The sequence below is a fragment of the Streptomyces sp. NPDC036815 genome (genome assembly GCF_055609205.1).
In genome coordinates, this window is the sequence record NZ_JBVJPW010000013.1 from 1 (window position 1) to 14,876 (window position 14,876).

The following is a 14,876-nucleotide window of genomic DNA, read 5'->3' on the forward strand; positions in this document are numbered from 1 at the left end:
GCCCTGGCCGCCTTGCGGGACAGCCCCTCATGCACCCGGAACATCTCACCGAGCTGATAGCCCACCGAGAGCACCGGATTCAACGAGGAGAGCGCATCCTGGAAAATCATCGCGATCTTCCGGCCACGGATCTTCCGCCGCTGCTCCCCGGACATCTTCAGCATGTCCTGGCCGCGGAAGAGGATCTCGCCCTGCGGGATCCTGCCGGGCGGCATGTCGAGAATGCCCATGATCGCCTGCGCGGTCACGGACTTGCCCGAACCCGACTCCCCCAGCACCGCGAGCGTCTCACCCGCGTCCACGCTGTAGTTGACCCCGTTCACCGCCTTGACCACACCATCACGCATGTGGAACTCGACGTGCAGATCACGCAGTTCGAGCAGCGGGGCGCCGTCCCCGCCCCCGGCTCGCGGTTCCGGAACGCTCATGGCCTTGTCGATGGTCGTCACGTACGCCTTCCTCAGTGCAACTTCGGGTCGAGGGCGTCGCGCAGGCCGTCACCGACGAAGACGAAGGCGAGCACGGTCAGCACGATCGCGAGGCTGGGGAACGCCCAGAGGTGATCGCTGACGCCGATGAACTGCCGGCCCTCGGCGAGGATGTTCCCCCACTCCGGGACGCCCGGGGCGACGCCGATCCCCAGGAAGGAGAGCGAGGCGACGCTGACGATCGCCGTGCCGGTGTTGAAGGCGGCGTAGACCAGGACCGGTGTCATCGAGTTGGGAAGGATGTGCCGCAGCACGATCCGGGTGTGCCCGGCGCCGAGGGCCCGGGCCGCGGCGACGTAGTCCGCCTCTCGTACGGAGAGCATCGAACTGCGCAGCAGGCGGGCCACCGTCGCCCACGAGAACAGGGCCAGCGCGGCGATGACCGGCCAGACGCCCTGCCCCGTCACCAGGATGATCGCGATGGCGCCGACGAGCAGCGGGAAGGCCAGGAACACATCCGCGGTCCGCATGATCACCGCGTCGACCCACTTGCCCGCATAGCCCGCGAGCGCACCGAGCGTGACGCCGATCGCGCAGGTCAGCACGATGGACGCCAGCCCGATCAGCAGAGCGAGGCGGGTGCCCGCGATCAGCCGGGAGAGCAGGTCGCGGCCCAGGCCGTCCGTGCCGAACCAGTGTTCGCCGGACGGGCCCTCCATCGTGTGGCCGAGGTCCTGCGTGGACGGGTCGTGGGGCGCGAGCAGGGGGCCCAGGGCGGCGGTCAGCACCAGACCGACCACGATGACGAGGCCGACCACGGCGAGCCGGTTCTGCAGGAACCGGGCACGCACGACCCGCCAGTAGGTGGTCTGTGAGAGCCCCCCGGCGTCGGCGTCGTTCCGCTCCCCCGCTCCGGCGCCCGCCCGCGGCGAGGTCTCCTCGGTCGCCGGAGCCGCTGTTGACGGCCCCTCGGTCAGGACCGCCGGGCCCTTGGTCACTTCACTCATGGAGGTTCCTTCGTCGGGGCCGGAGTCACGGTCGGACCGGCGGAAGTTCAGGCGGTCAGCTTTCCCGGATGCGTGGGTCCAGGGCCGCGCACAACAGGTCCACCAGCAGGCTCAGGAAGACGAAGACGGCAACCCCGTACGTCACCACGCCCAGGACGATGGGGTTGTTCTGCTGACGGACCGCGTTGACCAGCGCGAGTCCGACCCCGTCCCAGTTGAAGATCGCCTCGGCGATCAGGGCGCCGCCCATCAGCAGACCGAGGGAGATGCCCAGATAGGTGACGACGGGGATGATGCTGTTCCGCAGGACGTGCTTGAACAGCACCGTTCTGCGCGGCAGGCCCTTGGCGACGGCCGTCTTGATGTAGTCCGCCTGGAGCACTTCCAGCATCGTCCCGCGCATCAGCCGGGCCACGAGCGCCGCGTCGACGATGGCCAGCGTCACCGCGGGCAGCACCAGGGACTTGATGGTGCCGTCGCTCAGGAGCGGGAACCAGCCCAGCTCGACGACGAAGAACTTCTGCAGCAGGAATCCGACCACGAAGGTGGGGAAGCCGATGGTCAGCGTGGAGACGAAGGTCGCCGAGACGTCCCAGATGCTGTACTTGCGCAGGGCCGCCAGCACACCGACGGGAACTCCGACGGCGATGTTGATGACGATGGCGGCCAGCGCGAGCTGTGCGGTGTTCAGGAGCTTGGGCGCGAGGATCTCGCTGACTTCGCGCCGCTGCACGTAGTCCTCGCCGAGGTCACCGGAGAGCAGCCTGCCGACGTAGTTGAAGTACTGCTCGTAATACGGCTTGCCGAGGCCGTAGCGCTCCTGCAACTGGGCCACGACCACCGGATCGTGGGCGTTCTCGCCACCGCCGGCCAGCGACCCGACCGGGTCGCCCGGGAGCACGAAGAGGCAAATGAAGAGAACGACGGTCGCTCCTATGAGGACGATCACCATCTGCCCGAAACGACGGGCAACAAAGCGCCCCATAAAGTGTCCTCTCCCCTGTGCCGCTTCTTCACTTCACCTCTCGTGCTCCCCCGTGTGCTACTTCAGCGAGAGTCCCTCCAGTACCGGCGACTCTCCGAAGGAAAGGACATCGAGCCCGTTGAACTTGTCCTTCGCCGCCAGCCGGTACTCGGACCGGTGGAAGGTGGGGATGAGGGCCATGTCGTCCATGGCCACCTTCTCGGCCTGCTTGTAGAGTCCTATCCGCTTCTTCTCGTCCTTCGTGGCGCGCGCCTTGTCGACGAGCTTGTCGAATTTCGGATTGCTGTAGCGGCTGCGGTTGTCGCCCATGACCTCACCGCTCTTGTCCTTGGCGATCGAACCGGAGTGCAGGAGCGGGTACAGGTAGTTGTCGGGCGTGGGGTAGTCGGCGCCCCACGAGTACCGGAACAGTCCCGTGGCGTCCGCGCTCTGTTCGGCCTGCAGCCCTTCCTTGAAGGACTTGCCCCGGAGCTTCACCTTGAGCCCGAGCGTGTCCTCGAGCTGCTTGCCCACGGCCTGGATCCACTGGTCGTGCCCGACCCCCGTGTTGAACACGATGGACAGCTCGGTACCCGGCTTGAGACCCGCCGCCTTCGCGTGCTCCTTGGCCTTCTTGGCGTCGGGCTTCAGGCAGGAGGCGCAGAGCCCGTCCTGGTACGACTTGGGCAGCGCGGGCGGGATGATCGAGGACGCCGGCCGCTGGTAGCCCTTGTAGAGCCCCTTGGTGATGGCTTCGCGGTCGATGGCGTACGAGATCGCGAGGCGGGCGTCACGGCTCTTGAGCGGCCCCTGATCGGTGATCGGCAGCAGGTAGTTCATGCCGTTGACGTCCTGCGTCAGCCACTTGCCCGCGGGTTTGAACTTGGCCTCGGCGGCCTTCAGCTGGCCCGGCGGAACGTGCGCGTAGTCGAAGAGACCGGTCTGGAATCCCTGGTATTCGAGGTCGAACATGCTCTGATCGTTGAGCAGGGTGATGTCCACCCCGCCGATCTTGGCCTTCTTGAGGCCGTAGCCGTCGTTCCGCACCATCGAGATCTTCTTGTTGTGGTCCCACTTGCCCGCCATCTTGAACGGGCCGTTCCCGATCGGCTCATCGGCGAACTTCTTGTTCCCGCCGGTTCCGGCCGCCTTGGGAATCGGGCTGAACACCGTGTGCGCGGTCTTCTTGTCGAACTCGCAGTCACTCGCGGAGAGTTTGACCCGCAGCGAAGTGGCATCGGGCGCGGACAGCCCGCTGAGCTCCTTCGCCTTTCCGCTGCGCACCTTCTCGTACCCGACGATCCCGTCGAGGTGGTACGACACGTCGGAGGCCAGCTCCGGGCTCACCGAGCGGTTCCAGCCACGCACGAAGGCCGCCGCGTCCACCGGCTCACCATTGGTGAACTTCGTGCCGCTCTTGACCGAGAACTTCCACTGCGTGCAATCGTCGTTGGTCGTGGCCGCCGTGGCGAGCCGAGGCTCCATCTCGCCCTTGGGATTCACGCGGTACAGACCGGTGAACAGCACCTCGGAGACAATCAGCCCCGTGGTCTCCGACGCGAGCCCCGGGTCGATCGAGACCGGTTCGGTCAGACCGAATCGGAAGGTTCCGCCATCGGCAGATCCCTGGCTCTGGGTTTCTCCACCACAAGCCGTCGCCGCCATGGCGAGGGCCGCGACCCCCGCGGCCCATCTGATTCTCCCGACACCACGCATGCAGTTGCCTGCCTCCCTCGATATCCCACCCTGGCGCCCAACTATTGGAGGGATCAGGACTTCTGGGCCACCCGGAACCACGTCACGTTTCCATTACGCAGCACGACGGCATGTTCCGTATCGGGAGCAATCGGAAGGGAAGTCCATGCCACCGAAACGTAAGGGTAATTGGCTGCGACCCCTCGCGGGCGATGCGTTGCTGCCTGTTTCCGCTCAGCGTTTAACTCCCGTTCAGCACACAGACTTAGCCCGGCATAAGCAGAGTGATTACAGGTGTGGTGGGGCAGTTGTTCTGTTGGCAGCGACCGGCCCCGTCGGTAGGCTCGAACGACGCGGCTTCTCGAAGGGCTAAACCGTTGACAGAACTTGCTGCTTCTCATCCACTCGCCGACTCCCATCCACTCGCGGAGTACGGCTGGAACGACAGGGTCGAAGCGGATTTCGCCCCCTACGCGCCCAAGGGGCTGCTGCCCGGGCGCGTCGTCCGCGTAGACCGCGGCCGCTGCGAGGTGGTGACGCTCGCCGCGGACGGCTCCTCGGTACTGACCCTGGACGCCGACCCGGGGCCCGTCGCCTCACGCGATCCCATGTGGGCCGTCTGCGCCGGTGACTGGGTGGCCCTGGACCCCGAGGCCGACCCGGCCGCCGTGCGGGTCCTGCTGCCGCGCCGTACCGCGTTCGTGCGGTCCACCTCGTCCAAGCGCTCCGAAGGCCAGGTCCTCGCGACCAACATCGACTACGCGGTGATCGCCATCTCGCTCGCCGTGGAACTGGAGTTGGAGAGGGTCGAACGCTTCCTCGCCCTCGCATGGGAGTGCGGGGCACAGCCCATGGTCGTGATGACCAAGTCCGATCTGATCCACGAACCGGAGACGCTGCGCTTCCTGTCGGAGGACATCCGTGACGCCGCTCCCGACGTGCCGGTCCTCGCCGTCAGCGCACGGACCGGCGCGGGCCTGGACGAGCTGGCGGCCCGGCTGTCCGACGGCACCTCGGTGCTCCTCGGCCAGTCCGGAGCGGGCAAATCCACCCTCGCCAACGTGCTCGTCGGCCAGGATCTCCAGGAGGTCAAGGCCGCACGGGACAGCGACGGGAAGGGCAGGCACACCACGACCCGTCGCGACCTGCTCGTACTCCCCGGGGGCGGCACCCTGATCGACACCCCCGGCCTGCGCGGCGTCGGCCTGTGGGACGCCGCGCACGGTCTCTCCCTGCTCTTCTCCGACGTCGAGGACCTGGCGGAGTCCTGCCGCTTCCACGACTGCTCGCACACCGCGGAACCGCGCTGCGCCGTCCTGGCGGCGGTGGCGGACGGCGAGCTCTCCCAGCGGCGCCTGGAGAGCTACCGCAAGCTCACCAAGGAGAACGAGTGGATCGCGGAGCGCATCGACGTGCGCCAGCGCGAGGAGGTCCGCCGGAACTGGAAACGGGGCGCGAAGCGCGGCGCGGTGCGCGACTGAGCGGGCGTTCCCCCCGTCGGCCCCGTCACCCCAGGAACGACAACCGGACCTTGCGCTGAGGATTGTCGCGGTTGGTGTCGACCAGGCACACCGACTGCCACGTCCCCAGCTCCAGGCTCCCCGCGACGACCGGCAGGGTCGCGTGCGGCGCCACCAGCGCGGGCAGGACGTGATCGCGGCCATGGCCCGGGCTGCCGTGGCGGTGCTGCCAGCGGTCGTCGGCGGGGAGCAGGGTGTGCAGCGCGGCGAGCAGGTCGTCGTCGCTGCCCGCCCCCGTCTCCAGGACGGCGATGCCCGCCGTGGCATGCGGAACGAAGACGTTGAGGAGGCCGTCACGGCCGGCTGCCGCTTCGCGCAGGAAGGCCTCGCAGTCGGCGGTGAGGTCGACGACCGTCTCGGCCGATCCGGTGGTGATCTGCAGGACTCGGGTGGTGAATGCGTCGGACATACCACCATTCTCTCCCACTCGGCCTCCCGGCCACCCTTCCATTGGCTGATACCGGGAGTCCGCCCTTCGAGACGTCATTGACCGTGCGTGCGCGATCTGGCTACGTTCTGCGGCATGTTGCGTTCAGCCCTGCTCACCACGCGCGGTCACATCGACCTGCTGCGGGTGGCCTCTTCCGCGTGTCGTCGCGGCTGCTGACGCCCTTTCACCTGCTCTCGCTCCGCGTCCGACCGGTTCGGTCGGCGGTCTGTTCGGCCTCCGTTCCGTTCGGCCGGTAGTCGCCTTGCCGCTGTTCTCGCGCACCCGTCCGGGTATCGACGCCTGACCTGCGGCACCGACCCCCGCCCCGGACCGCGCGCCAGTCCCGTACTCGCGCCTGCCGTCAGCCACGAGCACCCCGCGCGTCACACCCCTCCCACCGGTCCGAGTTCCCCTCTCCGGCCCCTCCCGCGCCTCCTCACGCCCTGGAGTACCCATGCGCACCAGCCATGCCCCGCCACATACATCGGCACCCGATATACCCGGTAAGTCCGTTATGGGCAATGGCGACACCAACGAACCGGGCCCCCGCACCGCAGAGGCCGAGCCGAAGCCCGAGTCGGCGCCGGGCCCCGACCTCGTCGCCCTCGTCCCCTCCTCCCGCCGCCGCGCACGCGTCCCCCGCTGGCTGCGCCGTACCTCGGGCCCCCTCACCCTGCTCGCGCTCTGGCAGCTCCTCAGCGCCACCGGCGTCCTGACCAGCGACGTGCTCGCCTCGCCAGGGACCATCGCGCAGGTCGCGGGCGATCTCATCGGCGACGGCTCCCTGCAGAACGCCATGGGCGTCTCGCTGCAACGCGTCGCCCTCGGGCTGCTGTTCGGCACCGTCATCGGCACGGCCCTGGCGCTGGTCTCCGGTCTCTTCCGCATCGGTGAGGACCTCGTGGACGCCAGCGTGCAGATGCTGCGCACCGTGCCGTTCGTCGGGCTGATCCCGCTGTTCATCATCTGGTTCGGCATCGGCGAGGCCCCCAAGATCGCCATCATCACGCTCGGCGTCTCCTTCCCGCTCTACCTGAACGTGTACGCCGGAATCCGCGGTGTCGACGCCCAGTTGATCGAGGCCGGGGAGTCCCTCGGGCTGTCGCGGTGGGGGCTGGTACGCCACGTCATCCTGCCCGGCGCGCTACCCGGGGCCATGACGGGACTGCGCTACTCCCTGGGCATCTCCTGGCTCGCCCTCGTCTTCGCCGAGCAGGTGAACGCCGATTCCGGCATCGGCTTCCTCATGGTCCAGGCCCGCGACTTCCTGCGTACCGACGTGATCGTCGTCTGCCTGGTCGTCTACGCCTTCCTCGGCCTGACGGCCGACTTCGTCGTCCGTACTCTCGAAAGGCTGTTGCTGCAATGGCGACCGACATTCACCGGCCGGTGACGACCACGCCCTCGGCCGTCCGCGTCGACGGGCTGACCCGCACCTTCGACGGGCGCGCCGTCATCGACGACCTGCGCCTCGACGTCCGGCCCGGCGAGTTCGTGGCGCTGCTGGGACGCAGCGGCTGCGGCAAGTCGACGCTGCTGCGCATCCTGGCCGGCCTCGACCGCGACATCGAGGGCACCGTGCTCGTGCCGCGCCGCAAGGCCGTCGCGTTCCAGGCTCCCCGGCTCATGCCCTGGAAACGGGTGTGGCGCAATGTGCTGCTCGGCCTGCCGGGCAGGCCCGACCGGGGCGTCGCCGAGCAGGCGCTCGCCGAGGTGGGCCTGAAGCACCGCGTCGACGCCTGGCCCAAGACGCTCTCCGGCGGCGAGGCCCAACGCGCCTCGCTCGCCCGCGCCCTGGTGCGCGAGCCCGACCTGCTGCTGCTCGACGAGCCGTTCGGCGCGCTCGACGCCCTCACCCGCATCAAGGCGCAGCGGCTCGTCGACGAGCTGTGGCAGCGCCGCGGCTGCGCGGTGCTCCTCGTCACGCACGACGTCGAGGAGGCGGTGCTCCTGGCCGACCGCGTGCTCGTCATGGACGACGGTGTCATCGCGTACGAGACGGAGATCGATCTGGCGCGGCCGCGCGGCATCTCCGACCCCCGCTTCGGTGAGCTCCGCGCGGAGCTGCTGCGACGGCTCGGCGTCGAATCGCCCGCCGAAGTCTCCTGAGCACTCCCCTGCCGGCCGGGCGCCCCACCCCGCCCGACCCACCGATCCGACCGAACGGAACCGCCATGCCACGACCACGCCCCACCACCACGCTCCTCCTGCTCCCCTCGGCCCTGTTGCTCTCCGCCTGCGCCGGCACGTCGTCCGCCGGCACCTCGGTCGGCGGTGCGGGCGGCGGGACCGACGGCAAGGGGTCGCTCACACTCAACGTCGGCGACCAGAGGGGCGGTTCGGAAGCCGTGCTGCGCGCGGCCGGGGAGCTCGACGACCTCCACTACAAGATCCGCTGGTCGACCTTCACGTCCGGACCACCGCTCCTGGAGGCGATCAACGCCAAGGCCGTCGATCTCGGCGCGATCGGCAACACTCCCCCGGTCTTCGCGGCGGGCGCGGGCTCGAAGATCACCGTGGTGGCCGCGAGCCACGGCGGCGCGGCCGGGGACACGATCCTCGTGCCGGACGACTCTCCGCTGAAGAAGCCGCAGGACCTGAAGGGCAGATCCGTGGCGGTGGCGCAGGGTTCGTCTGCGCACTTCCAGCTGATCGCGTCCCTGCGCAAGGCCGGACTCGACTTCAAGGACGTCAAGGTCAAGTACCTGCAGCCCGCCGACGCGCTGGCCGCCTTCACCAGCGGGAAGGTGGACGCCTGGGCCGTCTGGGACCCGTACACCTCGCAGGTCCTGCGCAGCGACAAGGGCCGAGTCCTGACCGACGGCGACGGCGTGGTGAACGGGCTCGCCTTCCAGGCGGCGGCGCCCGGCGCCCTCGCGGACAAGAAGAAGGCCGCGGCGATCTCCGACTACCTGAAGCGGCTCCGGCGGGCGCAGAACTGGGTCTACAAGCACCCGGAGGCGTGGGCGAAGGTCTGGGCGAAGGACACCGGCCTGCCCTACGACGTCGCGCTCGACGCGGTCAAGCGCACCAACGGCACCCGGGTATCGGTCGCCGTGGACAAGAACGTCGTCAGGTCCGAGCAGAAGATCGCGGACACCTTCACCGAGCTCAAGCTGATTCCGCGCCGCATCGACTTCGGCGACTTCGTCGACACCCGCTTCAACGACGGCCTGCCGCCCTCCACCACCGAGCCCCGCACGTACCGCAAGGAGTCCTGACCATGAACGTCCATCTGCACTGGTTCCTGCCGACCGGCGGCGACGGGCGCACCCTCGTCGACCGGCACGCCTACACGGACGGCGGCATCACGCGCTCCCGGGTCACGCCGGTGAGCGGCGTGCGCGCGCCCGACATCGAGTACCTGTCCCAGATTGCCAAGGCCGCCGAGCAGTTGGGCTTCGAGGCGGTGCTCACGCCGACGGGTACATGGTGCGAGGACGCCTGGCTGACGACGGTCGCGCTCGCCCAGCACACCGAGCGGCTGAAGTTCCTCGTCGCCTTCCGCCCCGGCGTGCTCTCCCCGGTGCTCGCCGCGCAGATGGCGGCGACGTATCAGCGCATCACCCGCGGCCGGCTGCTGCTGAACGTGGTGACCGGCGGCGACTCCACCGAGCAGCGGCGGTTCGGCGATCACCTGGACCACGACCGCCGCTATGCCCGCACGGACGAGTTCCTCTCGGTCGTACGGGGAGTGTGGAGCGGCAGGCCGTACGACTTCGACGGCGAGCACTTCCAGATCGAGGGCGGGCTGACCGCGCTGCCTCCCGACCCGCTGCCGGAGATCTTCTTCGGTGGCTCGTCGGCGGCCGCGGGCCCGGTCGCGGCGCGGCACTCGGACGTGTACCTGACGTGGGGGGAGCCGCCGGAGCAGGTCAAGCAGAAGATCGACTGGATTCGCGGTCTCGCCGAGAAGGAAGGGCGTACGGTCCGTTTCGGCATCCGGCTGCACACCATCTCCCGCGACTCGGCCGCCGACGCGTGGGCGACCGCGAACCGGCTCCTCGACGATCTCGATCCGGACACCGTGGCGGCCGCCCAGGAGGCGCTCGGACGCAGCGAGTCCGTGGGCCAGCAGCGGATGCTCGCGCTGCACGGCGGTTCCCGCGACAAGCTGGAGATCTCGCCGAACCTGTGGGCCGGCGTCGGCCTGGTGCGCGGTGGAGCGGGTACGGCCCTGGTCGGCGCCCATGCCGATGTCGCCGACCGGATCGAGGAGTACCACGCGCTCGGTGTCGAACACTTCGTGCTCTCCGGCTATCCGCACCTGGAGGAGGCCTACTGGTTCGGCGAGGGCGTCATCCCCGAGCTGGCCGCGCGCGGCCTGCTGCCACGGATTCCGGCGTCGCCGCTCTCGGGCGTCCCCGCGTCGAACGGCCGGCCCGCCTCCGCTCCGGGCGGCGCGCCGCTGCTGGTGGCGGGGGGCCGCTGAAACGTCCGCTCCCTACGGGAAGATCCTGGACCCCGGCGAAGTTAGTAGAAATGTGAACAACATCGGGGTACGAGACGCGGCCGCCTCGGCGGCGGCACAGGACGTGGACGTGGTCGTCATCGGCGCCGGGCAGGCGGGTCTGTCCAGCGCCCACCACCTGCGGCGGGTCGGCTTCGAGCCGGGCCGGGACTTCGTGGTCCTCGACCACGCGCCCCGGCCCGGCGGCGCCTGGCAGTTCCGGTGGCCTTCCCTGACGTACGGGAAGGTACACGGCATGCACGCGCTCCCCGGCATGGAGCTGACGGGCGCCGACCCCGCACGCCCGTCGTCGGAGGTCATCGGGGAGTACTTCGAGGAGTACGAGCGCCGCTTCGACCTGCGCGTACGGCGCCCCGTCGACGTGCACAAGGTCCGCGAGGGCGACGGCGGAAGGCTCCTCGTCGAGACCTCGGCGGGCCTGTGGTCGACGCGCGCCTTGATCAACGCGACGGGCACCTGGGACCGGCCGTTCTGGCCGCGCTACCCGGGCCAGGAGACTTTCCTGGGGCGGCAGTTGCACACGGCGATCTACCCGGGGCCCGAGGCCTTCAGGGGTCAGCGGGTCGTGGTCGTGGGCGGCGGCGCGTCCGGCACGCAGCACCTCATGGAGATCGCACCGTACGCGGCCTCCACCACCTGGGTCACCCGGCGGCCCCCGGTCTTCCGCGAGGGCCCCTTCGACGAGAACTGGGGGCGTGCGGCCGTGGCCATGGTCGAGGAGCGCGTGCGTCGGGGGCTGCCGCCGCAGAGCGTGGTCTCCGTCACGGGACTGCCGGTGAACGACGCGATCCGCCGGGCCCGGGCGGACGGCGTCCTCGACCGGCTGCCGATGTTCGACCGGATCACCCCGACCGGCGTCGAGTGGGACGACGGACGCCGCGTCGACGCGGACATCATCCTCTGGGCCACGGGCTTCCGTCCGGCGGTCGAACACCTCGCCCCCCTGCGGCTGCGCGAGCAGGGCGGCGGCATCCGCCTGGAGGGCACCCGCGCCGCCGCGGACCCCCGCGTCCATCTGGTCGGTTACGGTCCTTCGGCCAGCACGATCGGCGCCAATCGCGCGGGGCGTGCGGCCGTCCGCGACATCCAGCGGCTGCTCGCGGGGGCGCCGGTCACCGTGTGAGGCGGCTGCCCCGTGGCGAGTTCGGCGCGTGACTACGGCAGGTACAGGGTGTGGAGCAGCCGGTCGGGGACGACGGGCGGGTCGCCCTGCAGCACACCGGTGGTGGCGTGATCGACGAGGCCCCGCTTCACCTGGGCCGGGGTGTCCGTGGGCCGGAACCCAAGGTGCAGCGCCGCCGCGCCCGCCGTGTGCGCCGCGGCCATCGACGTGCCGCTGAGGGTGGCCGTGGCGGTGTCGCCGTCCTTCCAGGCCGAGGGGATCTGCACGCCGGGCGCGAACAGGGACACGCAGTCTCCGTGGTTGGACGAGGAGGCCCGGCGGTCGCCTCGGTCGCTCGCGCCCGCGCTGATCGCCTCGGCCACCCTGGACGGCGAGGTTCCGCAGGCGCCGCCCGCCTGGCCCGAGCCACCCGCCGCCACGGTGTACGTGACCCCGGAACGGATGGATCCGCGGACCGCGCCGTCGAGGACGTCGCTGGCCGCGCCGCCGAGGCTCATGTTCGCCACCGCCGGACCCGACGCGTTCGCCGTCACCCAGTCGACGCCCGCCACGACCCCGGACGTGGTGCCCGACCCCTGACAGTCCAGGACGCGCACCGCCACCAGGCGGGCCTGCTTGGCGACCCCGTACGTCGTGCCCGCGGCGATGCCTCCCACGTGGGTGCCGTGGCCGTTGCAGTCATCGCCCTTGCGGCCATCGCCCACGGTGTCGGTACCGACCGAGGCGCGGCCGCCGAACTCCGCGTGGGTGGTCCGCAGTCCGGTGTCGATGACGTACACGCTGACGCGGGGAGCGGTGGTGCGGTAGGTGTACGTGGTGGCCAGCGGGAGGCGCCGCTGGTCGATGCGGTCGAGGCCCCAGGGCGCGTTCGGCTGGGTCTGGTCCCTCGCGACCTCCGGCGCGGTGGCGCCACCCCCTGTCGACGCGCCCCGCGGGGTCCCGATCCGTACCCGGGTGTCCTGGCGGACATACGCGACGCGGGGGTCGGCGGCGAGACGGGCCGCCTGCGCCCGGCTCATCCGGGCGGAGAAGCCGCGCAGCGCGGCCCGGTACACCTGCCCCAGCCGCGCGCCTTCGGCCCTGCCGACGAGTTCGCGCGCCACGGCGGGCACGGCTTCGGAGGCGACCTGTTCGGCCGCATCGCCCGTATCTCCCGCACCGGGTGCGTTCAGCACGGCGATCCAGCCGTTCGGCACGGCGGTTTCGGAACCGCTCGCCATCCGCAACTTCCCGGCGGGACCGTCGGAAGCGGCCCGGCCGGCGGGAGCGATGCCCAGCAGGGCGGTGGCCGTCAGCGCGCCGCAGAGCAGTACCGCTGTCTGCCGCCGACGCGAACGCGTTCTCATTCCCGGTGCACCTGAACCTTTCGTTGGCCGGTTGGCCGGTTGGCCGGTTGGCCAGTCGGCCGAGGCCGGTCGGCCGGTCACCTGGACGGCTGGCCGGCCAGGGCGGGGGCGGGGCATGTTCGGTGCGGGGCACGGTCGTTGCCCGTGGTGCGACGCGGAGCGCATGCCAGCCTCTCGCGCCGCACGGCGCGGTACAAGAGGCCGGACCACGGGGGTGAGCGCGCGGCTCAGGGCGCGGCGACGTTCACCAGGCTCTTGTACGGGAGGTAGCGCGGCACGCTCGGCCGGGTGGGAGCCGGAGTGACGCCTTCCAAGGACTCGATCATCATGGCCAGTTCCACGGTGCCACCGCCCTCGGAGAAGCGTCGCCAGGCCGACATGTCCCGCCACTCCGCGTGGTTGTGGACCCGGCGGCCGTCCTTGCTCGTGTGGAAGTGGACGGCGAGCAGCCCCGGCGGACGGGTGCGCTCCAGGATGTCGATGACACCGTCGACGAAAGCACGCTGGTTGTCCGGCCCCTCGGTCTCGAAGACGGGGGTCACCAGCGCGCCGGGGGTCCGGTCCGTGCTGTCCTCGGGGGTGTAGCTGCGGTAGAGCGAGTACCGCACCTCGCCGGGGCGCTCGATGCCCAGGAGCATGCGGTCGACCTTGCTGATGTCCTCGGAGCGCCGGGCCGCGTGCGCCCACTCACGGTAGGCGTCGTCGTCCGTCCATTGCGTGTAGTTCAGGACCTCGCGGCCGTTCTCGCTGAGGAACGTCGTGAACGAGAGCATGCCGGCCGGTCGTTCCAAGTGTTCCCACTCCTCCAGCACGAGGTCTGCGGCCTGCTTCTGGACTCCGGCTGCCGGCAGTGGCCAGGAACTGACGAGGATCGTCCCGGCGTCCGCGCGCCGGACGTCGGGAAAGGCGCTTGATATCGGTGCGGGCATGGTCGGCTCCTTCTCGGCTACTGAGCGGTACGAACAGTGCGAAGCGTTCTACCTGAACCACGGTTGAGGTCAAGGCGAAGCCGACCCGTGAGCGTGCGGACTTCCCCCCTGGCCTTCGGCCACTCCCCATGGCCTGACCTCCTGCTACTTGGCCTTGTTGAACTCCCCCACGTTCTTCTGGTGTTCCTCGAAGCTGGCTGTGAAACGTGTGTCGCCCGGCTTGACCGTCACGAAGTACAGCCAGTTCCCCGGCGTCGGGTTGACCGCCGCCCGCATCGCCTCCTCGCCGGGGTTGTTGATCGGCGTGGGTGGCAGGCCCATGCGTGCGTAGGTGTTGTACGGGCTGCTGATCTTCGTGTCGCGTTCGCTGGTGGCCAGGGTGGAGCGGTTGAGCGCGTAGTTGATGGTGGAGTCCATCTGTAGCGGCATGCCCTGGTCGAGGCGGTTGTAGATGACCCGGGCGACCTTGCCCATCTCCCCCTTGGAGCCCGCCTCGGCCTCGATCATGCTCGCGATGGTGACCGTCTGGTAGAGGTTCACCGCATTGTGACCGGCTCCCGCCGTCACCTGGCCGCCGCCGAACTTCTTGTTCGCCGTGTTCACCATGTACGAGAGGACGGACGCCGGGGTCGACCCGGAGCCGATCGGATACGTGGCCGGGAAGAGATAGCCCTCGGGGTTTCCGTGCGCGTCGCCGGGAAGTTTGAGCCCGGCCTTCGGGAGGGCCTTCTTCGTGGTCCCGGCGGGCACCCCGAGGGCCTTGTCCACGGCCGCGTACACCTGGCCCGAGCGCCACCCCTCGGGGATGGTCAGGGATTCGGGCCGTGCGTCGTCGTCAGGAAGCAGCAGCGGCACCGCCACGGCGGCGGCCGCAGCGGCGGCTCCGGTCGCGATCAGGGCGATCCGGCCCCGCCGCGTCAGTCGAATCGTGCCCCGTCGCGGAGTCTTGGTCTGCATGGAGGC

Annotated in this window: 15 protein-coding genes; 7 read left to right on the top strand and 8 right to left on the bottom strand. The window is 70.0% G+C overall.

All coding sequences use genetic code 11. From position 1 onward, the window contains the following. The 4 genes from ACZ69I_RS24880 to ACZ69I_RS24895 all read right to left on the bottom strand — a co-directional run. Positions 1 to 449 (bottom strand): ATP-binding cassette domain-containing protein (locus ACZ69I_RS24880; protein WP_470834683.1); only part of this gene is annotated, 449 nt, incomplete at its 3' end. 11 nt (positions 450 to 460) lie between these two features. Beyond that, positions 461 to 1,435, bottom strand: coding sequence for an ABC transporter permease (locus ACZ69I_RS24885; protein WP_470834685.1), 975 nt, complete (start codon positions 1,433 to 1,435; stop codon positions 461 to 463). Positions 1,436 to 1,490: 55 nt separating this feature from the next. Next, on the bottom strand, positions 1,491 to 2,420 hold the full coding sequence (locus tag ACZ69I_RS24890; protein WP_467682771.1) for an ABC transporter permease: 930 nt from the start codon (positions 2,418 to 2,420) through the stop codon (positions 1,491 to 1,493). Between the two features lie 57 nt (positions 2,421 to 2,477). Then, entirely contained in the window at positions 2,478 to 4,115 is a 1,638-nt protein-coding gene (locus ACZ69I_RS24895; RefSeq protein WP_470834687.1) for a peptide ABC transporter substrate-binding protein, read from the bottom strand. A gap of 356 nt (positions 4,116 to 4,471) precedes the next feature. On the opposite strand from ACZ69I_RS24895, the gene rsgA reads away from it, so the two are divergent. Further along, positions 4,472 to 5,575, top strand: coding sequence for a ribosome small subunit-dependent GTPase A (rsgA, locus tag ACZ69I_RS24900; RefSeq protein WP_470834688.1), 1,104 nt, complete (start codon positions 4,472 to 4,474; stop codon positions 5,573 to 5,575). Positions 5,576 to 5,600: 25 nt separating this feature from the next. Here the strand turns inward: rsgA and ACZ69I_RS24905 are convergent, their stop codons facing one another. Next, positions 5,601 to 6,023 (bottom strand): secondary thiamine-phosphate synthase enzyme YjbQ, encoded by a 423-nt coding sequence (locus tag ACZ69I_RS24905; protein ID WP_467682768.1) that lies wholly within the window; start codon positions 6,021 to 6,023, stop codon positions 5,601 to 5,603. Between the two features lie 114 nt (positions 6,024 to 6,137). Between ACZ69I_RS24905 and ACZ69I_RS24910 the strand changes: the two genes are divergently transcribed. From ACZ69I_RS24910 to ACZ69I_RS24935, 6 genes are all read left to right on the top strand, one after another. Further along, positions 6,138 to 6,221 (top strand): putative leader peptide, encoded by an 84-nt coding sequence (locus ACZ69I_RS24910; RefSeq protein WP_355809829.1) that lies wholly within the window; start codon positions 6,138 to 6,140, stop codon positions 6,219 to 6,221. A gap of 277 nt (positions 6,222 to 6,498) precedes the next feature. Then, a complete protein-coding gene (locus ACZ69I_RS24915; RefSeq protein WP_470834689.1) occupies positions 6,499 to 7,437 on the top strand; it encodes an ABC transporter permease in 939 nt (312 codons plus the stop codon). Further along, entirely contained in the window at positions 7,410 to 8,153 is a 744-nt protein-coding gene (locus ACZ69I_RS24920) for an ABC transporter ATP-binding protein (RefSeq protein WP_467682766.1), read from the top strand. The genes ACZ69I_RS24915 and ACZ69I_RS24920 overlap by 28 nt, the downstream gene beginning before the upstream one ends. 65 nt (positions 8,154 to 8,218) lie before the next feature. Next, positions 8,219 to 9,265, top strand: a complete 1,047-nt coding sequence (locus ACZ69I_RS24925; RefSeq protein ID WP_467682765.1) for an ABC transporter substrate-binding protein — start codon at positions 8,219 to 8,221, stop codon at positions 9,263 to 9,265. Positions 9,266 to 9,267: 2 nt separating this feature from the next. After that, on the top strand, positions 9,268 to 10,476 hold the full coding sequence (locus ACZ69I_RS24930) for an LLM class flavin-dependent oxidoreductase (protein ID WP_467682764.1): 1,209 nt from the start codon (positions 9,268 to 9,270) through the stop codon (positions 10,474 to 10,476). 52 nt (positions 10,477 to 10,528) lie between these two features. Beyond that, positions 10,529 to 11,638, top strand: a complete 1,110-nt coding sequence (locus ACZ69I_RS24935) for an NAD(P)-binding domain-containing protein (protein WP_470834692.1) — start codon at positions 10,529 to 10,531, stop codon at positions 11,636 to 11,638. 32 nt (positions 11,639 to 11,670) lie between these two features. On the opposite strand, the gene ACZ69I_RS24940 is transcribed toward ACZ69I_RS24935, so the two are convergent. The 3 genes from ACZ69I_RS24940 to mltG all read right to left on the bottom strand — a co-directional run bounded on the left by ACZ69I_RS24940 (position 11,671) and on the right by mltG (position 14,870). Beyond that, positions 11,671 to 12,984 carry a S8 family peptidase gene (locus tag ACZ69I_RS24940; RefSeq protein ID WP_470834693.1) on the bottom strand — a complete coding sequence of 438 codons (1,314 nt, stop codon included), beginning with the start codon at positions 12,982 to 12,984 and terminating at the stop codon, positions 11,671 to 11,673. A gap of 227 nt (positions 12,985 to 13,211) precedes the next feature. Then, a complete protein-coding gene (locus ACZ69I_RS24945; RefSeq protein ID WP_467682761.1) occupies positions 13,212 to 13,913 on the bottom strand; it encodes an antibiotic biosynthesis monooxygenase in 702 nt (233 codons plus the stop codon). A gap of 144 nt (positions 13,914 to 14,057) precedes the next feature. Then, positions 14,058 to 14,870: an endolytic transglycosylase MltG gene (mltG, locus tag ACZ69I_RS24950; protein WP_470834695.1), complete on the bottom strand. Its 813-nt coding sequence runs from the start codon at positions 14,868 to 14,870 to the stop codon at positions 14,058 to 14,060. Between the last annotated feature and the right edge of the window lie 6 nt (positions 14,871 to 14,876).

Excerpts from the sequence above, each read along its gene's own strand:
- ACZ69I_RS24945 (WP_467682761.1), bottom strand. The coding sequence starts at position 13,913 with ATGCCCGCACCGATATCAAGCGCCTTTCCCGACGTCCGGCGCGCGGAC.
- ACZ69I_RS24905 (WP_467682768.1), bottom strand. The coding sequence starts at position 6,023 with ATGTCCGACGCATTCACCACCCGAGTCCTGCAGATCACCACCGGATCG.
- ACZ69I_RS24885 (WP_470834685.1), bottom strand. The coding sequence starts at position 1,435 with ATGAGTGAAGTGACCAAGGGCCCGGCGGTCCTGACCGAGGGGCCGTCA.
- ACZ69I_RS24920 (WP_467682766.1), top strand. The coding sequence starts at position 7,410 with ATGGCGACCGACATTCACCGGCCGGTGACGACCACGCCCTCGGCCGTC.
- ACZ69I_RS24940 (WP_470834693.1), bottom strand. The coding sequence starts at position 12,984 with ATGAGAACGCGTTCGCGTCGGCGGCAGACAGCGGTACTGCTCTGCGGC.
- ACZ69I_RS24930 (WP_467682764.1), top strand. The coding sequence starts at position 9,268 with ATGAACGTCCATCTGCACTGGTTCCTGCCGACCGGCGGCGACGGGCGC.
- ACZ69I_RS24910 (WP_355809829.1), top strand. The coding sequence starts at position 6,138 with ATGTTGCGTTCAGCCCTGCTCACCACGCGCGGTCACATCGACCTGCTG.
- mltG (WP_470834695.1), bottom strand. The coding sequence starts at position 14,870 with ATGCAGACCAAGACTCCGCGACGGGGCACGATTCGACTGACGCGGCGG.
- ACZ69I_RS24925 (WP_467682765.1), top strand. The coding sequence starts at position 8,219 with ATGCCACGACCACGCCCCACCACCACGCTCCTCCTGCTCCCCTCGGCC.
- ACZ69I_RS24915 (WP_470834689.1), top strand. The coding sequence starts at position 6,499 with ATGCGCACCAGCCATGCCCCGCCACATACATCGGCACCCGATATACCC.
- ACZ69I_RS24890 (WP_467682771.1), bottom strand. The coding sequence starts at position 2,420 with ATGGGGCGCTTTGTTGCCCGTCGTTTCGGGCAGATGGTGATCGTCCTC.
- ACZ69I_RS24895 (WP_470834687.1), bottom strand. The coding sequence starts at position 4,115 with ATGCGTGGTGTCGGGAGAATCAGATGGGCCGCGGGGGTCGCGGCCCTC.